Here is a 17,695-nt window from a genome sequence, read left to right as displayed (position 1 = left end):
TACCTTCCCCATGTGGGGAAGGGTAAGTGATCATCTTTTTCCCGCCATGTCCCGCACCAGCGCGGTGACGCGCCCGATATCGGCGTCGTTCATCTTACCGATACGGTCAGCCAGCAGATTGGCGAGCTCGGTGGCGGCGGGGGAAAGGCCCGACGTGTCGATCCTGACCTTGGGGTGCGAGCTTTCGGCCAGCCGCTGCAAATCCTCGGCATCGTCCCAGATGATGTTGAAATAGCCGATGATCTTCTGGATCAGCGTCCAGCTCGGCACGCCGCGCTTGCCGTGTTCGAGCGCCGACAGATAGGCAGCGCTCACCCCGATCGCCGCCGCCATGTTCTTCTGGCTGACGCCGCGTTCCTCGCGCAGCACGCGAATGCGCTCGCCGAGCGGGGTCATGCCCGCGCCCGCCGCAGGCGCACGTAAAGCGCGCCGCCGCCGCCGTGATGGCGGGCGGCATGATCATGGCTGGAAACCAGCGGCCGAAAGGCGGGTGTCGACAGCCAGGCCGGCACGGAACGGCGCAACACGCCGTCGCCGCCGGACGAAGAACCCTTGCCGGTGATGACCAGCACATAACGCACGCCGCCGGCATGGGCGCGGTGCAGGAAGGAGAACAGCAGCGCGTAGGCTTCGTCCTGCGTCATGCCGTGCAGGTCGACACGACCCTCGATCGGCAAGCGGCCCTTGGACAGCTTGTCCAGCGTCGGCTCGTCCAGCACATGCCGCACCGCCTGAACCTTCGGCTTGGCCGGCGTGGCAATGGTCGTTGCAGCGGGAACCGGTCCGGGCTGCGGTGCCTGTGGCGCGATCAGTTCCGGCAATTCGGGCGTGGCCTTGCCTTTGAGCGGCTTGGCCGAGCGCGCCACCAGGTTCCACAGAACCCGATCCTCTTCCGACAGGGGTTTTTCGGCGCGCCGGCTCATCCCGCCGCCCCGTCGAGCAGGGCGCGCGGCACCAGCGCATAGAAATCGGCCTGGTTGCGCACCACGCCGGCGATCTCGCCGGCGGCGTCGCCGGAACCTGCGAACAGGTCGCCGCGCGCCGGGCCGGTGATGGCGGAGCCGGTGTCCTGCGCGATCATCAACCGGCGGAACGGTCCGTCGCCGAATGCCGTCAGCGTCGGCGCATCAATATAAAAAGGCGTGCCGAATGTGTGCAACAGCCGGTCCACCGCCACCGAGCGGCCGGCGGAAAGCGGCACCTTGGCCGCGGCGACCGGACCAAGCCCGGCATCGTCGACGGCCGCGATGCGGAAGAAGATGAAGGAGCGGTTCTGCCACAGGATTTCGTCGACGCGCTCCGGATGCGCCTTGAACCAGGCGCGGATCGACTGCATCGTCACTTTTTCGAAGGGAATTTCGCCGGCATCGATCAGCACGCGGCCCGGCCCGGTGAAACGCTGGCCGGATTTCGCGGCATAGGTGACACGCAATTGCCGCCCGTCGGTCATGTTGAGGCGGGCGGCGCCCTGCACATGGATGAAGAAGACATCGACCTTGTCGGCGAACCAGGCGATTTCCAACCCCTGGCCGGCCAGCGCACCGCGCTCGATCGTGCCCCGGTCGTGATATTCCACCGGCCCGGCCGCCGTTTGCCGGGCAAAGGCCAGATAAGGGTCCATGCCGGCAGGCCTGTTGGTGTCGTCGATGTCGATCAGGTCGACTGGGCGCGCCAAAAGCGGCCAGCGATGGGTTTCGGTGCGCACCGGCGAGGCTTCCACCACCGGCTCGTAGAAGCCGGTGACGAGACCGCCGCCATCGCCTTCGGCGGCAACATGGACAGGCGCGAAATGGTTTTCGAAGAAAGCGCGGGCCGCGGCCCGGTCCGTCGGCGGCTTCGCGCGCGCCACCTCATAGGCCTGATGGAAAGCGGTGAAATCGATGCCGAGCGCGCCCGTGCGGTAGGGTTTCACCGGTACATGGAATGCCGAACGGCGGAAGGCTTCGAAGGCGGCGAGGTGGTCGTCGTCTGCCCAGCCGGGCAGATCGTCATAGGAGCGCGCCGAAAGGAGGGGCGACAACGGCACCGGCGCGGCTCCGGCTCAGTCTTCTTCCTCGGTGGCGACGAGCTTCCAGTTCGGATCGCGCGAGCGGCTGTCGCGGGCGAACGTCCAGACGTCCTTGACCTCGGCAACCGTCTCCGGGTCGCCGTCGATGACGGTGCCGGCCTTGTCGCGGGTCGCCGAAATCAGCTCGCTGACGATGCGCAGCGTGATGTGCGCTTCCGAACCCTTCATCTCGGCCGAGACGATGTCGGCCTTGTCGATGCCGACGAAGGAGGACTGGATCTTTTCCGACTTGGCCTCGCGGTCGGAAATGGCGGCAACGAAGCCGTCATAGACCTCGCGCGACAACAGGTTCTTCAGCGTTTTGCGGTCGCCGTCGGCATAGGCCATGACGATCATCTCGTAGGCCATCTTGGCGCCGTCGACGAAACCCTTCGGCTCGAAGCTGGTGTCGTTGTCCTTGATGGCGCGCAGGCCCTTGTTGAGGTCGGTGTCCGGCTTGGCGAAAGCATCGATCGCCGCATAGACGTCGGGCGCGGGGGCATCGCCCGGCGCGCGCTTGCGCGGCAGCGAAACGACGTTCTCCTGCGCCTGGGCCGAATCCTTGTCGCGCGAACGCCCGGCCGTATAGGGATCGAAGGGCGGCCGCTCGCTGCCGGTGCGGCGGCCCAGCACGTTACGCAGCTGGAAAAAGATCACGATCGCCGCAACCAGGAAGAAAATCGTGCCGAAGTCGAAAAATGCCATGTCTTGCGCCAATCAATCCTCGAAGCGGCCAATCTACTCAACCGGCCGCGCCTCCATTTCGCGACTGATCGTCAAACTATAAAACCATATAGAACGTGGCGCGCCATCATTCAAACGCAAGCGGCGCATACCTATTTGATATAGTGAACGCCAGCGGCGATTGGTCGCCATGGCTAAACATACAACAAACGGGCGAATTGTGCGTCTTTCCTTTGTTCCTTTCCTCCTGCTGGCGCTGCCGTTGATGGAGATCGCCGGCTTCGTCATCGTCGGCAAGCAGGTCGGCGCGCTGGCCACGGTGGCGCTGGTGCTGGCCTCGACCATGCTAGGCGGCATGCTGCTTAGACGCCAGGGTTTCAGCACCATGGCCACGGCGCGCGCCGAGATCGACGCCGGCCGTGACCCGAGCCGGCCGCTGGCGCATGGCGCCATGACCGTGTTTTCGGCGCTGCTTTTAATGGTGCCGGGCTTCATCACGTCCATCATCGGGCTGGTTTTCCTGCTGCCGCCGGTGCGCGACCTTGCCTGGCGCCTGCTCAAGAGCCGCGTCACCGTGGTCTCGTCCTTCGGTCAGGGCGGCTTCGGCCAGCGTCGTCGCGACAAGACCATCGATCTCGACGCCGAGGACTTTTCGCGCGGCCCCAATGCCGATTCGCCCTGGCGCCGCCTCAAGGACGAATGAGCGGGGCTGATTGAACAGGCGGCAAATCTTGTCTTGGCGCGCCTGCCGTGATAGCCAACGCCCCGATTTCAATTGGGGCCGAGCGGCCCAGCAAGGGGATATGGCTCATGGCCGACAACAATGAAGCGCAGGCTGGCAACGGCAACGGAGCGCAGCCGACGCTGAACGTTCTGGCCCAGTATGTGAAGGACCTTTCGTTCGAAAGCCCCGGCGCGCCGAACTCGCTGCGCGGCCGCGACAAGGCTCCGGGCATCGCCATCAGCGTCAACGTCAACGCCAATCCGCTCTCGGACGCGCAGTTCGACGTGCATCTGACGCTCAACGCCAAGGCCTCCTTCGACAAGGAAGTGCTGTTCAACGTCGAGCTGGTCTATGGCGGCGTCTTCAACATCGCCGGCTTCCCGCAGGAGCACATGCTGCCGATCCTGTTCATCGAATGCCCGCGGCTCCTGTTCCCGTTCGCGCGCCAGATCATCTCGGACGCCACGCGTAATGGCGGCTTCCCGCCGCTGATGCTCGACCCGATCGACTTCGCGCAGATGTTCCAGCAGAAGCTGGCCGAGGATCAGGCCGCTTCCAAGGTGCTGGTCAGCTAATCAGCTGTCGCCAAAGCAGAATTGAAAAACCCGGCCTCGCGCCGGGTTTTTTGTGCCCTCAGGCAGGCTGCCCAAGGTTTACTCGGCGGCCTCGGCCTTGCCGCCGTCGAATTTCAGCCACGGCGCCTTCTCGCCCAGCGTCTTGACCATGCGCTGGTGCGTCTCGCGTTCGGCCTCGGTCAGGCGCGGCGGCAGCGGGACCGGTCGCGGCGCCACCGCCGCCCGTCCGGCACCGCGACGACTGGCCTGCGAAGCGGCATCCAGGCCAAGTGCGGCCTGCTTGCCGCCGATCAGTTCGACATAGACTTCGGCCAGAAGTTCGGAATCGAGCAGCGCCCCGTGCTTGGTGCGGTGGCTGTTGTCGATGCCGTAGCGACGGCACAGCGCATCGAGCGAATTGGGGCCCATGGGATGCTTGCGGCGCGCCAGCGCCAGCGTGTCGACCACGCGCTCGGGCCCGATCGCCGGGTAGCCGAGACGGCCGAATTCGGCGTTGATGAAACCCATGTCGAAGCCGGCATTGTGCGCGACCAGCTTGGCGTCCTCGACGAATTCCAGGAACTCGGCGCAGATTTCGGCGAAGTTCGGCTGCCCGACCAGCTGGGCGGCGCTGATGCCGTGCACCGCCTCGGCTTCGGGATTGATGGCGCGGCCCTGCGGGTTGATGAATTTATGGAAGGTGCGGCCGGTCGGGAACCGGTTGACCAGCTCGACGCCGCCAAGCTCGATGATGCGATCCTCGCGGGCGTCGAGGCCGGTGGTTTCTGTATCGAAGATGATCTCGCGCATCACAGACGCTCCGCGGCCCATATCATCTCTCCGGGGAGGGATGCCGGCGCATTTCGTTTGACCCGAAAATGGAGCCCGCCTGGCCGCCCCGCAAGGTCAGCCGGCGTCATTGCCGCCATTTTCCCCCGTTAGCTCGGCTATGATCGCCGCAAGGGCCGCCCGCGTCTCCTCGAAACTGCTGCCGGTGTCGACGACATAGTCGGCCATGCGGCGCTTTTCGGCGTCCGGCACCTGCTTCGCCAGGATGGCGGCGAACTTTTCCTCGGCCATGCCGGGGCGGGACAGAACGCGCTCACGCTGCGCCGCCGCCGCCGCACTCACCACCACCACCTTGTCGACGCGGTTTCTGCCGCCGGTCTCGAACAGAAGCGGGATGTCGAGCACAGCGAGTTGGGCACCCGCGGCGCGATGGCGCGCCAGGAAGGCGTCGGCGTCGGCGCGCACCAGCGGATGGATGATGGCTTCCAGCGTCTTCAGCGCGGCGGCATCGCCCAGCACACGCTGGCCAAGCAGTGCCCGGTCGACCGTGCCATCCCGGGTGACGCCGGGAAAGGCGGCCTCGACCAGAGGTGCTGCCTTGCCGGCATAAAGACGATGCACCGCCTCGTCCGAATCGTGCACCGGCACGCCGGCCTCCGCGAACATTTTTGCCGCGGTCGACTTGCCCATGCCGATGGAGCCAGTGAGGCCGAGAACGATCAATGGCTGGTCTCCAGGTCGGCGACGATCATGGCGCGCAGTTCCGGCGTCACCTCGGGCCGGCGGCCGAACCAGCGCTCGAAACCGGGTACCGCCTGGTGCAGCAACATGCCCAGCCCGTCGACGGTCTTCAGTCCGCGCTGCCTGGCGGCGGCGAGCAGCGGCGTTTCCAGCGGCACATAAACAATGTCGGTGACGATCGCATGCGCCGGCAAGCCGGCGGGATCGGCAGGCAGGCCTTCATTGCCATGCATGCCAAGCGCCGTGGTGTTGATGAGCAGGCCGGCATCGCCGAGCAGCGCGGCGGTCGCATCCGCACCATGCGCCGAGACACCGGCGCCGAACTGGTCGCCCAGCTCCCGCGCCCGCGCCACGGTGCGGTTGACGATGCGGATGTCCTTGAGCCCACGCTCCTTCAGCGCATGGATGACGGCGCGGGCGGCTCCGCCGGCGCCGAGCACGACCGCCGGCCCGTTCCCCGCCCAGCCGGGGGCATGTTCGTCGAGATTGGCGGCGAAGCCATGCGCGTCGGTGTTGCCGCCACACAAGAAGCCATCCTCGAACCACAGCGTGTTGACCGCGCCGATCTGCTCGGCCGCCTCGTCGCGTCGCCCGAGTGCCGCGAACACCACTTCCTTGTGCGGAATGGTGACGTTGCCGCCACTGAAGCCATTGCCGGCAAGTGACGACAGGAACGCTGATATATCGCCGGGCGCGACATCGATCGCTTCGTAGCTGCCGGCGATGCCGTAGCTGTTCAGCCAGTGGCCGTGGATCTTCGGCGACCGCGAATGGGCGACCGGATGACCGACCACGAAAGCTTTCTTCCGATCAGCCATCGATGGCACCCAGGTTGCGCAGTTCGGAAAGCAGCGGCAGCAGCGGCAGGCCGACGATGGTGAAATGATCGCCTTCGACCTTTTCGAACAGCTGGATGCCTTCGCCCTCGATCTGGTAGGCGCCGACGCTGGCGAGTGCCTTCTGGCCGACCCGCGCCAGATGTCGGCCGATGAAAGCCGGGGTGAGGTTGCGCATGGTGAGGTTGGCGATGCCGACATGCCGCCACAGCACCGCACCGTCGCGCACCAGCACCGCGGCGCTGTTCAGCTGATGCGTCCTGCCGGACAACGCCAGAAGATGGCGCCGCGCGCCTTCCATGTCGGCCGGCTTGTGGAACACCTCGTCGCCCAGCGACAGCGTCTGGTCGCAGCCCAGCACCAGCGCGCCCGGCCGGCGTTCGCTTACCTCGACCGCCTTGGCTTCCGCCAGGATGGCGGCAACGTCCTCGGGCGACACACCGCTGCCTTGAAGCGGTGCCTCGAGCGCGCGCTCGTCGACCTTAGCCGGCACCGCTTCGACATCGAGCCCGGCATTCTTCAGCATCGTCAACCTGAACGGGCTGCCCGATGCGAGGATGAGTTTCTCGGCCATGTTTGCTCCGCGCGCTGTTTCGTCCCGGCTATAGCATGCCCGACGAGACTGGAAGGAAAAACCCGCGCGGCCCTTTCAGGCGCGCTAGCGCGCCTTTTCGCGCATCAGCCCGACAATGGCCGCGGCAGTCTCTTCGATGGAGCGGCGGCTGACATCGATGGTCGGCCAGCCGTGGCGGGTGCATATCTGGCGGGCATAGGCCAGTTCCTCGTTGATGACGGCGCGGTCGACATAGCCGTTGGAATCGAAACCGGGCGTGGAACCCAGCAGGCGGTTCTGCCTGACATGCGAGATGCGTTCGGCGGTGGCCACCAGGCCGACGACCAGCGGCGTCTTGGCCTCGACCAGTGCCTGCGGCACCGGCACGCCGAGCACGATCGGGATGTTGGCGGTCTTGATGCCGCGATTGGCGAGATAGATGGAGGTCGGCGTCTTCGAGGTGCGCGAAATGCCGATCAGCACGATGTCGGCCTGTTCCATGTCGATCGGCAACTGGCCGTCGTCATGCTCCATGGTGAAGTTCAGCGCGTCGATGCGACGGAAATATTCGGCGTCCAGCACATGCTGGGCACCCACCCGCCGCCCGGCCGGGGTGCCGAGATAGGACTGGAAAACGGTCAGCACCGGTTCCAGCACCGAAACACAGGGCAGGCCCATGGCGGCGCAGCGTTCGTCGATACGGCGGGCAAGCGCCTGATCCACCACTGTATAAAGCACGATACCCGGTTCTTCCTCGATATCGTCGAACACCTTCATCAGCTGTTTCTCGGTACGGATCAGCGGATAGATGTGCTCGATGGCGCGCGCATCCTTGTATTGCGCCGATGCCGCCCGGCCGGCGGCCAGCAGCGTCTCGCCGGTGGCGTCGGAAATCAGGTGGAGGTGGAAGAAGCTCTGGGGTTTGTTCACAGGGGCTCGCGGGGTGCTGTGGGTGAATGTGGACAAGTGGGGGCAAACGCACCGGTCTGGTCCGGCCGACTGTATCAGATGCCTGTTTGTCCACAATTGATGGCGTTGTCAGCTTTTTCGGGCGTCTGGGGAGAAGTCTGGGGACGATGGAATCTGGCTGTCAGCCTTCCACAGGCGATCGCGCGGCAAGAGGTGGCCAGTACCTTGAATCCGAACGAAGAATCGACTTTTCCACACTGTTCCCAAGGGCGCGGAGAACAACACGCGACATTATGCGGGCTGGCATTTCAGGCGCCGATGCTGGACAGCTCGGCATTCCCGATTCAAACAGACTCATAGAATTAGAAGACTCTTTAAAAATCCTATTAGATTTATAAGAGGCTTTCGAAAGCGAGCGCATGGCAGCCAAACGGACCGTTCTTGAGGTACTGAAGGGCGAGACGGTGTCGCCACCTCCGCTCTGGATGATGCGCCAGGCAGGCCGCTATCTGCCGGAGTACCGGGAGACCCGGAAACGCGCCGGCAGCTTTCTCGACCTCTGCTACAATCCAGACCTTGCCGTGGAAGTGACGCTGCAGCCGATCGAACGCTTCGGCTTCGACGCGTCGATCCTGTTCTCGGATATTCTTGTCGTGCCGCATGCGCTCGGCCGCGATTTGCGCTTCGAGGAGGGCCGTGGGCCGCTTCTGACGCCGATCCGGGCCGATGAGATCGACGAACTCGACACCGAATTGTTTCACGTGAATCTGGCCCCGGTTTACGAAACCGTGCGCCAACTGCGCCGTAAATTGCCTGAGGAGACGACGCTGATCGGCTTCTGCGGAGCGCCGTGGACGGTGGCCACCTATATGATCGCCGGCCATGGCACGCCCGACCAGGCGCCGGCCAGGCTGTTTTCCTATCGCGAGTCGCAGGCGATGCGACGCCTGTTGGCGGTGCTGGCCGAGCAGTCCGCCGCCTATCTCATCCGCCAGATCGAGGCGGGCGCGGATGTGGTGCAGATCTTCGATTCCTGGTCCGGGGTTCTGGACGAGGCGTCCTTCCAGGCCTTCTGCGTGGAGCCGGTAGCCGAGATCGTGCGGCGGGTGCGTGCGGTCTATCCCGAAGTGCCGATCATCGGTTTTCCGAAGGGTGCCGGTTTCAACTATGCGTCCTATCGCTCGCTGACGGGTATAACGGGCCTCGGCCTCGACTGGACCGTGCCGCTGACCGCAGCGAAGGCGCTGCAGAAGGGCGGCGCCGTACAAGGCAATCTCGATCCGCTGCGGCTGGTGGCCGGCGGACGGGCGCTGGAGGAGGGTGTGGCGGCGATCCTCGACACGCTGGGCGACGGGCCGCTGATTTTCAACCTCGGCCACGGCATCACGCCGGAGACGCCGATTGCCCATGTCGAGGCGATGGTGAAACAGGTGAGGAGCCGTCGATGAGCGCAACCGAAAATACGGGCAGCGGTGGTCAGGCACTGCGGCGGGCAGCCATCGCCATCGCCATCTTCCTGTTCCTCACCGCGCTGCTCTATCTGTTGGCGCCGGCCGATTTCTATCCCTGGGCCAAGGCCGTGCATGTGATCGCGGTCATCTCGTGGATGGCCGGCATGCTCTATCTGCCGCGGCTCTTCGTCTATCATGCCGAGACTGAACGCGGCTCCGAACAGTCCGAGACCTTCAAAGTGATGGAGCGGCGCCTGCTGCGCGGCATCATCAACCCCGCCATGGTGATCAGCTGGGCCTTTGGCCTGTGGCTGGCATGGAAGGGCTTCGGCTTCCACGGCGGCTGGCTGCACGCCAAGATCGGTGCCGTGGTGCTGCTTTCGGCCGTGCACGGCTATCTGGTCGGCGCGGTGCGCAAATTCGCCGAGGACCGCAATGAAAAACCAGCGAGGCACTGGCGGATCGTCAACGAGATCCCCACATTGCTGATGATCGTCATCGTCGTGTTGGTGATCGTGAAGCCGTTCTGAGGCATCGGCGCGTCCAAGCGGGCGCATAAAGGGCGCCCTGAACTTTTTGAATCCGCTGCATTGTGCCTGCCGAAAATCGATTCCGATTTTCTGGTCGACGCAGTAGGGGTTCGAAATCTTGGCTTGGCAGGCCGGTTTCGAGGAAATTCTTGTCCGCGGGTTTGTCTTTCTCAACCCAGGCACGCCAGAAGCGGCAAAAAGCTTGAGCCGAGGCATAATTTCGCGCCTTGCTCTTTGGATAGTGTGACGGTACAAGACGGGTCTCTCCTCGTCACGCACCGCATTCAATTCCCGCCTTCCGGTTGCGTTCGGCACTTTTTCACCCGCCGACCCATTTTCCCATTTTTACATTCAGGCTCCTCTCATGCAGGAAATGAAACTTACCGAATTCAAAAACAAGAAGCCGCCGGAGCTGATCGCTTACGCGGAATCGCTCGAGGTCGAGAACGCCAGCGTCATGCGCAAGCAGGAGCTGATGTTCGCGATCCTCAAGAAGCTGGCCGCGCAGGACGTCGAGATCATCGGCGACGGCGTCGTCGAGGTGTTGCAGGACGGCTTCGGCTTCCTTCGCTCCGCCAACGCCAATTATCTTCCGGGTCCGGACGATATCTATATTTCACCCTCCCAGATCCGCCGCTTCTCGCTGAAGACCGGCGACACCGTGGAAGGACCGATCCGCAGCCCGAAGGAAGGCGAACGCTATTTCGCGCTGCTCAAGGTCAACACCATCAATTTCGACGACCCGGAGAAGATCCGGCACAAGATCCATTTCGACAATCTGACGCCGCTCTATCCGACCTCGCGGCTGAAGATGGAGGTCGAGAACCCGACCACTAAGGATATCTCGCCGCGCGTCATCGACCTGGTGGCACCGCTCGGCAAGGGCCAGCGTGCGCTGATCGTGGCGCAGCCGCGCACGGGTAAGACGGTGCTGCTGCAGAACATCGCCCACTCGATCACCACCAACCATCCCGAATGCTATCTGATCGTGCTTCTGATCGACGAGCGTCCGGAAGAAGTCACCGACATGCAGCGTTCGGTGAAGGGCGAGGTTGTGTCCTCGACCTTCGACGAGCCGGCTGCCCGCCACGTTCAGGTCGCCGAAATGGTCATCGAAAAGGCCAAGCGCCTGGTCGAGCATGGCCGCGACGTCGTCATCCTGCTTGATTCGATCACCCGCCTCGGCCGCGCCTACAACACCGTGGTGCCGTCGTCCGGCAAGGTGCTGACCGGCGGTGTCGACGCCAACGCGTTGCAGCGGCCGAAGCGTTTCTTCGGCGCCGCCCGTAACATCGAGGAAGGCGGTTCGCTGACCATCATCGCCACCGCGCTGATCGATACCGGCAGCCGCATGGACGAAGTGATCTTCGAAGAGTTCAAGGGTACCGGCAACTCGGAAATCGTGCTCGACCGCAAGGTGGCCGACAAGCGCATCTACCCGGCGATGGATATCCTGAAATCCGGTACGCGCAAGGAGGACCTCCTGGTGCCGCGCGCGGACCTGCAGAAGATCTTCGTGCTGCGCCGTATCCTGGCACCGATGGGCACGACCGACGCGATCGAGTTCCTCATCGACAAGCTGAAGCAGACGAAGACCAATGGCGACTTCTTCGATTCGATGAACACCTGATCAGGTTTCTATTACCGGCGAACGGTAATGGACGATTTTCAAGGCAAGGCGCGCCCAAACGGGCGCGTTTTGTATTTCTGGACCCTGTTGTGTATCAAAACCGGTGCCAGGTTGCGGATGCTTCCGCGTAACCTATTGTATAAATTATAGAAAATTATTTGACTCTGGTTTGTGACATCCGATCCTACCCACTTTTGCGGCGCAGGAGACGCTCGAGTTCCTCCGGTTCGGTGACAACCGCCAGGCAGACCTGGCCGGTGCAGTAATAAGCCCCCGGCCTCTCGGTGGTCGGGACCAAACCCCCGGGCAGACCCGGTGCGGCGTCCCCCAGCGGCACGATAAGATCGACGCGGCGCGGGTCCGGATTTCGATTCGCTACCGGAACAAGGCTTGGATTGTCGGAGCTTTCGATGATGACAAGCTTCAAGGGCTCGAGCACCAGCACGCAGGAATTGACGATGCCGGCCTGGCCGTAGGCCTGTTTGGACGCGCGGCCCATAGCGTGCTCGGCGACGATATAGGCCTTGTCCTGCAAGGCCAGATCGCCAGTGGCGGTCGCCAGCCGCGCCAAGGCTTCAACGATCTGTCCGGTGGCGGAGGGAATGGCTTCATCGACATCGCCACGGATGCGGATCGGAACATCGGCGCTGTCGGACGCGGACAGGAAGTGCCCGGTTCCGGCGCTGTCGTCATGCCAGCGGTCGAGTTGTTCAGCCAACCCTTTGGCAATATTGATATATTTTTGGTCGTGTGTTGCTTCAAATAGGGCAACCGCGGCATTGATGAGAGCGGCATAATCGCCGGAAAGCGCGGGAAACAGCTTCTTCGATCCGAGAATGGAGTGGGGGATACGGCCGTTCTCAGTCGCTGAAAGAATGGTCGAGAAGGCTTGGGCAGCGGCTTCGATCCAGTCGGTTCGGCCAAATGAACGCCCGCATTCGGCCAGTGCGGTGATGGCAAGTCCGTTCCAGTCGGCCAGCACCTTGTCGTCGCGCCCGGGCGCGATGCGTGATGAGCGGCTGGCCAGCAGCTTGGCCTTGAGGCCAGCAACAACAGCGTGATCGGTTACACTAGCGTCGCGTTGCTCGCCAGTCTGGCGCAGGATCGGTTTGCCTTCCCAGGCCGAGGGACTGACCAGCGAGAAGTATCTGGAAAACAAGCCAGAATCGCTGCCGAGAGCGTCGGCGATTTCTCCGTCTGTCCAGCAGTAATAAAGGCCTTCCTCGCCTTCGCTGTCGGCGTCATAGCTCGACGCAAATGCACCGCCGTCGACGCGCATGTCACGCAGAAGCCAGGCGACAGTCTCCTCGATTCGGTGCCGAAACAGTTCATCGCCCGTCTCGGCATAGGCCCAGTTGGCCAGGCGCAGGAGCTGAGCATTGTCGTACAGCATCTTCTCGAAATGCGGCACCGTCCATTCGGCGTCCGTGGAATAACGACAGAGGCCGCCGCCGACATGGTCGTAGATGCCGCCAGCCAGCATCTTGCGCAAGCCGAGAAGGACGGCATCGCGGCGGGTCGTATTGCCCGTCTGCAGCCAGGACAGCCAGAGCGTGGTCGTGAAGGGCGCATTGGGGAACTTCGGCGCGCCGGACAGGCCACCTCCACGCCAGTCGATCATGCCCTGGATGCCCGCAGCGAGGCCATCCAGGGTATCCTTTGTCAGTGCGGTCCTTGGTTCAGCCGACGACAAGCGTGCCGCGACATGGGCGACCAGGCCGTCCGCGCTTTGGGCGATGCTGCTCCTCTTTTCGCGCCAGGCTTTATCGACGGCCTCCAGTACCTGCACGAAGCCTGGCCGACCGTATCGCGACGTTGGTGGGAAGTAGGTTCCGCCCCAGAACGGCTTGCCGTCTGGCGTCAGGAACATGGTGAGCGGCCAGCCACCTTGCTCGCCCATGGCCGAGAGCGACGCCATATAGATCTGATCGATATCGGGCCGCTCCTCGCGATCGACCTTGATATTGACGAACAGACGGTTCATGACGCCTGCGATTTCGGCGTTCTCGAAACTTTCATGCGCCATCACATGGCACCAGTGGCAGGCGGCATAACCGATCGAGAGCAGGATTGGTCGATCGGACGCCCTGGCTTCGTCGAGCGCGGCCTGGGACCAGGCACGCCAATGGACGGGGTTTTCGGCATGTTGGCGAAGATAGGGGCTCGCCTCATCGGCCAGCATGTTTCTTTGCGGTAGCGTCACGGCAAGCGCCCTGTTGCGATGGCGCTGACGTTAGGGGATTTCCACGAGCGGACAAATGAGATTTTCGGATTCGATCGTCGCACTCTCGAGCGGTAAACTACCTGCCGGCGTCGCCGTGGTTCGCCTGTCCGGCCCACAGGTTCGATTCGCACTCGAAACGATATCTGGTTCAGTGCCGCTCTCGCACACGGCTCACCTGCGGAAACTGAAGCAATCCGACGGCACCGTAATCGACACAAGTTTGGTGGTTTTCTTCGAAGGCCCGGCGTCCTTTACGGGGGAGGATGTCGCGGAATTCCAGGTGCACGGCGGGCGCGCCGTGGTGGCAGCATTGCTGAAGAGGCTCACGACCATCGACGGCATCAGGCATGCGGAGCCCGGCGAGTTCACCCGCAGGGCCTTTCTCAATGGCAAGGTCGATTTGATCGAGACGGAAGCGTTGGCCGACCTGATCAATGCCGAGACGGAAGCGCAGCGTCGTTTTGCCGTGCTGAGCGCGAGCGGAGCGCAAAGCAAGCTTTACGAAGACTGGCGCAAGCGGCTTATCCACGCCCGGGCGATGATCGAGGCCGAGATCGATTTCGCGGACGAAGATGATGTGCCCGGTTCGGTTTCGGCGAGCGTCTGGGCTGATATGCACAAGCTTTCTAGCGAGATCGGCGAACACGTTAAGGGGTTCCATGCCGGAGAAATCCTTCGTGAAGGTTTCGATGTCGTCATTCTAGGTGCGCCGAACGCAGGTAAGTCCAGCCTCTTCAATGCTTTGGCCAAACGTGATGTGGCGATTGTCAGCGATGAAGCAGGCACGACACGCGATCTTCTGGAAGTTGCGCTTGATCTTGGTGGCTTGAGGGTGCGGTTGACGGATACGGCAGGCTTGCGGGAGCAGGCAGGAAAGGTCGAGACGATCGGGATCGGACGCGCCAGGGAACGCGCGAACGAAGCCGACCTGCTGATCGTGCTTGAGGATATGACAGGACCGATTACATCGCTGGAGGTACCTGCGAGTGTGCCGGTTCTTCGCGTTGGGACAAAGGCCGACCTGATTGAAGCTGCGCCTAAGGACGGAGAACGGAGGTATGATCTCGCTGTCTCCACGGTTTCGGGGCTCGGGTTGGCAGGCCTCCTCGATGAACTGGGCAGGTTGGCAAATGAGGCTGCTGGGACGACGGGAGAGCTGTTGCCGTCGCGCCTGCGCCATGTGGAACTGTTGGAGGCGAGCCGGAGTTTTATCGATCACGCGGCTGGGCAAAGCGACGCATTTCAGGAACTTCGCGCGGAGGATCTGCGGCTCGCGGGGGATAGGCTCGGGCGGATCGTCGGCACGGCGGGTGTCGAAGATCTGCTCGACGTCATCTTCTCGCAGTTCTGTATCGGCAAGTGACTCACGTGAAACATTTCCGTGTCAAAGAAGGTGATTCACGTGAAACACCTGGGCAGGTGACCGTCTCATGATGTTTCACGTGAAACCAAATTGCTTTTCCTTGACACGACTCGTTTCTAGGAACATGAAATCGACAACGAAACTCCAGGAGCCAAGACGATGAGCAACAGCTACGACGTAGTCGTGGTTGGCGGCGGCCATGCCGGATGCGAGGCAGCCAGTGCGGCGGCGCGCGCTGGCGCGCGTACGGCTCTGGTTACGCTGCGTTTCGACACCATCGGCGTGATGTCCTGCAATCCCGCGATTGGCGGCCTTGGCAAGGGGCATCTGGTTCGCGAGATCGATGCGATGGACGGCCTGATGGGCCGCGTCGCTGATGCGGCCGGCATCCAGTTCCGCCTGCTCAACCGCAGGAAGGGCCCGGCCGTGCGCGGGCCGCGCACGCAGGCTGATCGCAAGCTCTACCGGCTGGCCATGCAGGATGCCATTCGCGCTCAGGCCAACCTCGACGTCGTCGAGGGCGAAGTGCTTGATTTCGAAGTGAAGAATGGCTCCGTTGAAGCGGTGCTTCTGGCGGACGGACGCAGGTTGCCTTGCGGCGCGGTGGTATTAACCACCGGCACCTTCCTTCGTGGCCTCATTCATATCGGCGATCGCAAGATCGTGGCCGGGCGGATGAACGAACAGGCGTCGATGGGCCTGTCAGCGACGATGGAGCGCATCGGCTTCAATCTCGGGCGCTTGAAGACGGGTACGCCGCCACGGCTCGATGGGCGTACCATCGACTGGAAGTCGCTGGAGAGCCAGGCAGCGGATAACGACCCTGTGCCTTTTTCTCTGATGACGGATCGAATTCGCAACCCGCAGATCGATTGCGGCATAACGCGAACGACGCCGGCATCGCATGCGGTGATCAGGGCCAATCTCAGTCGCTCGGCTATGTATTCCGGCGAGATCGAAGGTGTCGGCCCGCGTTATTGCCCGTCGATCGAAGACAAGATTGTCAAGTTCGGTGATCGCGAGGGGCACCAGATATTCCTGGAACCCGAAGGGCTTGACGATTCGACCGTCTACCCAAACGGCATTTCGACCTCGTTGCCGGAAGACGCGCAGCTGGATTTACTGAAGACCATTCCGGGCCTGGAGCGGGCGCATATGCTGCAGCCGGGCTACGCTATTGAATATGATCATGTCGATCCGCGCGAACTGTTGCCGACGCTGGAAACCCGACGGGTCAAAGGGTTGTTCCTGGCCGGTCAGATCAATGGGACGACCGGTTATGAGGAGGCGGGCGCCCAGGGTCTGGTCGCCGGGCTGAACGCCGCTCGCCGCGCTTCTGGTGGCGAGGAGGTCGTGCTGAGCCGCACCGAAGCCTATATCGGCGTGATGATTGACGACCTGACTAGCCGCGGCATCGCCGAACCATACCGGATGTTCACCTCCCGGGCGGAGTTTCGGTTGTCGTTGCGTGCCGATAATGCCGATGAAAGGTTGACGCCGAAGGCAATCGAACTGGGCATCGTGTCGGCGGATCGCGCGCAGCGATTCAAGGAAGTTCGGGATCGCGTGGACGGGGCGCGGGCGCTGGCGCAAGAGATCCAGCTGACGCCGAATGAGGCGGCCAGGTTTGGCATCGAAATCAATCGCGACGGGGTGAGGCGCTCGCTTTACGAACTGCTGGCTTATCCGGATGTTGATGTTGCGCTGCTCGGCCAAATCGACGACAGGTTTGGCGCTGTCGATGTCAAGACAGCGGAAGCTCTTGAAATTGAAGCGAAATATGCCGTCTACCTAGGTCGGCAGAAAGCCGATGTCGAACAGATGCGTCATGAGGAAAGCCGGTTGATCCCGCAAGATCTGGACTTCGCGGCGGTGTCGGGTCTGTCGAACGAACTCAAGCAGAAAATGAGCAACCGCAGGCCGCGTTCGGTGGCGGATGCGCAACGCATGGAAGGCATGACGCCCGCCGCATTGGCGGTTATCGTCGCCCATATCCGCAACGCGGAGCTGGCACAAAAGGGTGCCGCTTGAGCACTGCATCCTTTGAGAGTCTACAGGATGTGGCGGGACACGTTTCACGTGAAACATTCGAGCGCCTGCGTGCGTTCGAGACGCATTTCCTGAAATGGAACAACCGCATCAATCTCATTGCGGCATCGACGGAAGCCGAGATATGGCAGCGTCATATTCTTGACAGCGCCCAGTTGGCGGCCCTCGAACCGCTTGCCACGAAATGGGTCGATATCGGTTCCGGTGGCGGATTTCCGGGCCTCGTCATGGCGTTCCTGCTTGGCGAGTGCGGCGGTACGATCGATCTGGTCGAGAGCAATCGCAAGAAAACCGGATTCCTGCAGGCCACGGTAGGCGAGTTTCGGTTGCCCGCCCGGATCGTGGCAAAGCGGATCGAGGATTCCTATCCGTTCGTGAAAGCGCCGGAGGTGGTGACAGCTCGCGCCTTGGCACCTTTGACGGACCTGTTGGGGCTGGCCGAGCCGTGGCTGGCTGCCGGCGCGCGCGCCCTGTTCCATAAAGGTCGGGATTATGAGCGGGAGATCGAAGAAAGCGCTCACCGCTGGCGGTTCGATCTGCTAAAACATGGCAGCTTGATCGACCCACAAGGGGTTGTGCTTGATCTGCGCAATGTGCGCAGGGCTTGATTG

At 62.8% G+C, this 17,695-nt stretch carries 18 protein-coding genes; 8 read left to right on the top strand and 10 right to left on the bottom strand.

Annotated elements, in window-relative coordinates; translation table 11 throughout:
• Positions 1-30: 30 nt before the first annotated feature.
• Genes QFZ88_RS13775 through QFZ88_RS13760 form a run of 4 tightly spaced genes read right to left on the bottom strand, consistent with a single transcriptional unit; the run spans position 31 to position 2,752 of the window.
• Positions 31-396: a helix-turn-helix domain-containing protein gene (locus QFZ88_RS13775; RefSeq protein WP_024923293.1), complete on the bottom strand. Its 366-nt coding sequence runs from the start codon at positions 394-396 to the stop codon at positions 31-33.
• The gene (locus QFZ88_RS13770) at positions 393-923 is read right to left on the bottom strand and encodes a Smr/MutS family protein (protein ID WP_024923292.1); all 531 of its coding nucleotides are present in this window, start codon (positions 921-923) and stop codon (positions 393-395) included. The genes QFZ88_RS13775 and QFZ88_RS13770 overlap by 4 nt, the downstream gene beginning before the upstream one ends.
• Complete coding sequence (locus QFZ88_RS13765; protein ID WP_024923291.1) at positions 920-2,026, bottom strand: murein transglycosylase A; 1,107 nt, start codon at positions 2,024-2,026, stop codon at positions 920-922. The genes QFZ88_RS13770 and QFZ88_RS13765 overlap by 4 nt, the downstream gene beginning before the upstream one ends.
• Before the next feature lie 15 nt (positions 2,027-2,041).
• Entirely contained in the window at positions 2,042-2,752 is a 711-nt protein-coding gene (locus QFZ88_RS13760; RefSeq protein WP_024923290.1) for a Tim44/TimA family putative adaptor protein, read from the bottom strand.
• 199 nt (positions 2,753-2,951) lie between these two features.
• Here QFZ88_RS13760 and QFZ88_RS13755 point away from each other — a divergent pair, with 199 nt between their 5' ends.
• Positions 2,952-3,434 carry an FxsA family protein gene (locus QFZ88_RS13755; RefSeq protein WP_024923289.1) on the top strand — a complete coding sequence of 161 codons (483 nt, stop codon included), beginning with the start codon at positions 2,952-2,954 and terminating at the stop codon, positions 3,432-3,434.
• 107 nt (positions 3,435-3,541) lie between these two features.
• Positions 3,542-4,030: a protein-export chaperone SecB gene (gene secB, locus QFZ88_RS13750; RefSeq protein WP_024923288.1), complete on the top strand. Its 489-nt coding sequence runs from the start codon at positions 3,542-3,544 to the stop codon at positions 4,028-4,030.
• A gap of 78 nt (positions 4,031-4,108) precedes the next feature.
• Here the strand turns inward: secB and dnaQ are convergent, their stop codons facing one another.
• The 5 genes from dnaQ to QFZ88_RS13725 all read right to left on the bottom strand — a co-directional run bounded on the left by dnaQ (position 4,109) and on the right by QFZ88_RS13725 (position 7,858).
• A complete protein-coding gene (dnaQ, locus tag QFZ88_RS13745; RefSeq protein WP_024923287.1) occupies positions 4,109-4,819 on the bottom strand; it encodes a DNA polymerase III subunit epsilon in 711 nt (236 codons plus the stop codon).
• 96 nt (positions 4,820-4,915) lie between these two features.
• The gene (gene coaE / locus QFZ88_RS13740; protein WP_024923286.1) at positions 4,916-5,521 is read right to left on the bottom strand and encodes a dephospho-CoA kinase; all 606 of its coding nucleotides are present in this window, start codon (positions 5,519-5,521) and stop codon (positions 4,916-4,918) included.
• Positions 5,518-6,357 (bottom strand): shikimate dehydrogenase, encoded by an 840-nt coding sequence (locus QFZ88_RS13735; RefSeq protein ID WP_024923285.1) that lies wholly within the window; start codon positions 6,355-6,357, stop codon positions 5,518-5,520. Before QFZ88_RS13735 ends, coaE begins: the two co-directional genes overlap by 4 nt.
• Positions 6,350-6,949 (bottom strand): Maf-like protein, encoded by a 600-nt coding sequence (locus QFZ88_RS13730; protein WP_024923284.1) that lies wholly within the window; start codon positions 6,947-6,949, stop codon positions 6,350-6,352. Before QFZ88_RS13730 ends, QFZ88_RS13735 begins: the two co-directional genes overlap by 8 nt.
• A gap of 84 nt (positions 6,950-7,033) precedes the next feature.
• Positions 7,034-7,858, bottom strand: coding sequence for a pyruvate, water dikinase regulatory protein (locus tag QFZ88_RS13725; protein WP_024923283.1), 825 nt, complete (start codon positions 7,856-7,858; stop codon positions 7,034-7,036).
• A 398-nt stretch (positions 7,859-8,256) separates the two neighbouring features.
• On the opposite strand from QFZ88_RS13725, the gene hemE reads away from it, so the two are divergent.
• The 3 genes from hemE (at position 8,257) to rho (ending at position 11,448) form a co-directional block, all read left to right on the top strand.
• The gene (gene hemE / locus QFZ88_RS13720; RefSeq protein ID WP_024923282.1) at positions 8,257-9,285 is read left to right on the top strand and encodes a uroporphyrinogen decarboxylase; all 1,029 of its coding nucleotides are present in this window, start codon (positions 8,257-8,259) and stop codon (positions 9,283-9,285) included.
• Entirely contained in the window at positions 9,282-9,818 is a 537-nt protein-coding gene (gene hemJ / locus QFZ88_RS13715; protein WP_024923281.1) for a protoporphyrinogen oxidase HemJ, read from the top strand. Before hemE ends, hemJ begins: the two co-directional genes overlap by 4 nt.
• A gap of 364 nt (positions 9,819-10,182) precedes the next feature.
• Positions 10,183-11,448, top strand: a complete 1,266-nt coding sequence (rho, locus tag QFZ88_RS13710) for a transcription termination factor Rho (protein ID WP_024923280.1) — start codon at positions 10,183-10,185, stop codon at positions 11,446-11,448.
• A 184-nt stretch (positions 11,449-11,632) separates the two neighbouring features.
• Here rho and QFZ88_RS13705 read toward each other — a convergent pair whose 3' ends face one another.
• On the bottom strand, positions 11,633-13,630 hold the full coding sequence (locus QFZ88_RS13705; RefSeq protein WP_210270986.1) for a thioredoxin domain-containing protein: 1,998 nt from the start codon (positions 13,628-13,630) through the stop codon (positions 11,633-11,635).
• 76 nt (positions 13,631-13,706) lie between these two features.
• Here QFZ88_RS13705 and mnmE point away from each other — a divergent pair, with 76 nt between their 5' ends.
• From mnmE to rsmG, 3 genes are all read left to right on the top strand, one after another.
• A complete protein-coding gene (gene mnmE, locus QFZ88_RS13700; protein WP_024923278.1) occupies positions 13,707-15,035 on the top strand; it encodes a tRNA uridine-5-carboxymethylaminomethyl(34) synthesis GTPase MnmE in 1,329 nt (442 codons plus the stop codon).
• Between the two features lie 159 nt (positions 15,036-15,194).
• Positions 15,195-17,066 (top strand): tRNA uridine-5-carboxymethylaminomethyl(34) synthesis enzyme MnmG, encoded by a 1,872-nt coding sequence (gene mnmG / locus QFZ88_RS13695; RefSeq protein WP_024923277.1) that lies wholly within the window; start codon positions 15,195-15,197, stop codon positions 17,064-17,066.
• Positions 17,063-17,692, top strand: a complete 630-nt coding sequence (gene rsmG / locus QFZ88_RS13690) for a 16S rRNA (guanine(527)-N(7))-methyltransferase RsmG (RefSeq protein ID WP_024923276.1) — start codon at positions 17,063-17,065, stop codon at positions 17,690-17,692. The genes mnmG and rsmG overlap by 4 nt, the downstream gene beginning before the upstream one ends.
• Positions 17,693-17,695 lie beyond the last annotated feature (3 nt).

The sequence above is a fragment of the Mesorhizobium sp. YL-MeA3-2017 genome (assembly GCF_030814575.1).
Classification (GTDB): domain Bacteria; phylum Pseudomonadota; class Alphaproteobacteria; order Rhizobiales; family Rhizobiaceae; genus Mesorhizobium; species Mesorhizobium terrae.
The sequence above is the reverse complement of the archived record's forward strand: the minus strand, read 5'-3'. Positions and strand labels throughout refer to the sequence as shown.